Source organism: Polaromonas sp. YR568, from assembly GCF_943369675.1.
Classification (GTDB): domain Bacteria; phylum Pseudomonadota; class Gammaproteobacteria; order Burkholderiales; family Burkholderiaceae_C; genus Polaromonas.
This window is the reverse complement of the sequence record NZ_CALROB020000097.1, coordinates 1-3,470: the sequence shown is the minus strand read 5'-3', so window position 1 is coordinate 3,470 and position 3,470 is coordinate 1. Positions and strand designations below refer to the sequence as shown.

The window sequence follows — 3,470 nt, the reverse complement described above, 5'->3', positions numbered from 1 at the left end:
CCGATGATGTCGACGATCTTCCTGGACGACGCATTGATGGCGCCCATGGTGCCGACCACCTCGGCCACCACGCTGCCGCCCTTGACGGCGACGCTGGAGGCGGAGACCGCGAGCTGGTTGGCCTGCCGCGCGTTGTCGGCATTCTGTTTGACGGTGGACGTGAGTTCTTCCATCGAGGCCGCCGTCTCCTCCAGCGAACTCGCCTGCTCTTCAGTGCGCGACGACAAATCATGGTTGCCGGCCGCGATCTGGTTGCTGGCCGTGGCGATGGTGTCGGTGCCGCTGCGCACGTTGCCGACGATGCCCACCAGGCTGTCGTTCATGTTTTTCAGGGCCTGCATCAGCTGGCCCGTCTCGTCCTTGCTCGTCACTTCAATGCGGCTGGTCAGGTCGCCGGCAGCGACGCGCTGGGCGGCATCCACAGCTTGCGACAGCGGGCGCGACACGATGCGGGCAATCGAGAAGGCCAGGGCCAGACCCAGGGCGATGCTGCCCAGCAGGATGGCCAGTATCCCGTTCCTGGCGCCGGCATACAGCTTGTCGCCGGAGTCGTCCGCGGCGGCGGCGCCGGCCATGTTCAGCTCCACCAGCTTGTCCAGGCTGGTGTTGAGCTCGCGGTTGTACTTGAGCGACTCGCCGCGTATCAGCAGCTTGGCTTCGTCGATGTGCTGGGCGCGCGACAGGGCGATGAGCTTGTCATGCACCACGGCGGTCTGCTCCATCGCCTTGACGATCTCGGCAAAGAGCGGTTTTTCTTCCGGTTCGTCAATGAATTTTTCAATCGCGGCCCGCTGCTTTTGCATTTGCGCCCAGGTGTCGCTCATGGACTTTTCGTAGTTCGCCATCTCCGCTTCCGTCGTCGACAGGATGTGCTGCAACTCCACGGTACGGTAGCGCGCCACGCTGACCCTGAACTCCAGCAGCGCGCGGGCCGAGGGCATCCAGTCGGTTGCCAGCTCGGTGGTCAGCTGGTTGACTTTTCCCACCTGGACCAGCGCGAAGATGCCCAGGAAGGCCGTCAGGACCAACACCGCGGTAAATGACACCACCAGCTTGGTGGCGATCTTCAAGTTGTAAAACGCATTCATCACTTATCCTGTTCGCCCGGAAGCATCCGGACTGCTCTGTTTCAATCGCTCCCCTGGCGCAAGAGGCGGTATCCGGTTTTTTCCGATGTCCGCGCCCGCGCTTGCCGGACTGTTGTTAAAAGGTTTCCCAGCTTCCGCCGGCCACGGCCAGCTCACCGGCGGCGGCAGCCGGCTTGCGCTGCGGCGCCGCGATGGAGGGCCGGGCGCGCGGCGGTTGCTGGGGCGCCACGGCGGGGCGCACGGCGTGGGCCGGGCGCGCGCGGTGTTGTTGCTCCTGCCCCAGCCGGAACACGCTGACCACTTGCGACAGGCCGCTGGCCTGTTCCTGCAGCGACGATGCCGCGGCGGCCGCTTCTTCGACCAACGCGGCGTTCTGCTGCGTGACCTGGTCCATCTGCGTGATCGCCTGGTTGACCTGTTCGATGCCGGCCGTCTGTTCCTGGCTGGCAGCGGTGATCTCGGCCATGATGTCCGTCACGCGTTTGACGCTGTCGACGATCTCGTCCATGGTCTTGCCGGCTTCGGCGACTTGTTTGCTGCCTTCTTCCACCTTGTCGACCGAGTCGCCGATCAAGGTCTTGATTTCTTTCGCGGCGGCCGCGCTGCGCTGGGCCAGGTTGCGCACTTCAGCGGCCACCACGGCAAAGCCACGGCCTTGTTCACCGGCACGCGCGGCTTCCACCGCTGCATTCAAAGCGAGGATGTTGGTCTGGAAGGCAATGCCGTCGATCACGCCAATGATGTCGACAATCTTGCGCGAAGAGGCATTGATGGCGTCCATGGTGCCGACGACTTCGGCGACCACACTGCCGCCCTTGACGGCGACGCTGGAGGCGGACACCGCCAGCTGGTTGGCTTGCCTGGCGTTGTCGGCGTTCTGTTTGACGGTGCTCGTGAGTTCTTCCATGGAAGCGGCGGTTTCTTCGAGCGAGCTCGCCTGCTCTTCGGTGCGTGAGGACAAATCATGGTTGCCGGCGGCGATCTGGCTGGACGCGGTGGCAATCGTGTCCGTACCCTGGCGCACTTCGCCGACCACCTTGAACAGGCTGTCGTTCATGTCTTTGAGGGCCTGCATCAGCTGGCCGGTTTCGTCCTGGCTGTTGACCTGGATGTCGCTGGTCAGGTCGCCGGCGGCGACCGACTGGGCGATCTGCACGGCGCGCGACAGCGGCTGGGTGATGCTGCGCACCAGCAGCCAGGCCAGGGCGACGCCCAGGCTCAGCGACAGCAGGCTGCAAACGACCAGCAGCGTGCTGGTGTTGGCGCGCAAGGCCTCGCTGCGCACGGCCGCGTCGTCCAGCGCCTTGCGCTCGTTGTCGACCATCTTCTGCACACCGGCCAGGTAGTCGCGCGAGGTGGGTTCGAATTTTTCCGTGAAGATGCGGTTGGCGCCTTCCAGGTCGCCGGCGATCTTGGCCTTGCTGACCTCTTCGCGCGCGGCCAGGTAAGTCTTGCGAAGCTGGCCGACCTTGTCGAACAGTTCCTTCTTCTCGGGCGTGTCCATCTGCTGCTCGATGAACTTCTGCACCTCGTTGGTCTGCGTGATCGACAGGGCCGTCGCCGGCGCGAAGTAGGGGATCAGGCTGGGGTCGCTGCTCTTGGCGATGGCTGCGGCGCGCTGAACGCCGGAGGTGGTGTGGCGCAGCCAGTCGGAACCGGCGCGCTCGGTTTTCACGTTCATCACCACCATGCGGTCTATCTCCTGCCCCAGCTGCTTGAGCTTCAGGACGGCGAGCACGCTGCTCGTCACGAACAGGGCAAGGATGATGCCGACCACCAGGGCCAGGCGCTTGCCGATTGAAATATTCCCCAAAAACATGATCACGACTCCAGAAGGAAGAAAAGGCCGTTACGGCCGATAAAGTTGATCCGCGGCGGATTCAGGGGTGTGTCCGCGCGCGGTTTGCTGTTTTGAAAGTGGCGGGGCGCTTACGCGGCCAGCGCGGCGGCGCTGTTGATCAGCGCCATGTCGCTGCTGGACATGAGCTTGTCGATGTCGACCAGGATCAGCATGCGCTCGTCCAGCGTGCCCAGGCCTATCAGGTATTCGGTGTCCAGCAGCGCGCCCATCTCGGGCGCCGGGCGCACCTGTTCAGGGTTCAGCGTGATCACGTCGGAGACGCTGTCCACCACCATGCCCATCACGCGGCTGGCGATGTTCAGGATGATCACCACCGTGAACTGGTCGTAGCTGGGCGTCCCCAGGTTGAACTTGATGCGCATGTCCACGATCGGCACGATGATGCCGCGCAGGTTGACCACACCCTTGATGTGTTCGGGCGCATTGGCGATGCGCGTCACCGTGTCGTAACCGCGCAGCTCCTGCACTTTCTGGATGTCCACGCCGTACTCTTCCTGGCCCAAAGTGAAAGCCAGGAACTC

General features: G+C 63.8%; 3 protein-coding genes. All 3 read right to left on the bottom strand.

The window, feature by feature from the left end:
* The coding region (locus tag ACLV8F_RS24775) for an MCP four helix bundle domain-containing protein (protein WP_411886854.1) at positions 1-1,088 on the bottom strand (1,088 nt) is incomplete at its 3' end.
* 115 nt (positions 1,089-1,203) lie between these two features.
* On the bottom strand, positions 1,204-2,907 hold the full coding sequence (locus tag ACLV8F_RS24770) for a methyl-accepting chemotaxis protein (RefSeq protein ID WP_411886853.1): 1,704 nt from the start codon (positions 2,905-2,907) through the stop codon (positions 1,204-1,206).
* A 110-nt stretch (positions 2,908-3,017) separates the two neighbouring features.
* Positions 3,018-3,470 (bottom strand): chemotaxis protein CheW (locus ACLV8F_RS24765; protein WP_411886852.1); only part of this gene is annotated, 453 nt, incomplete at its 5' end.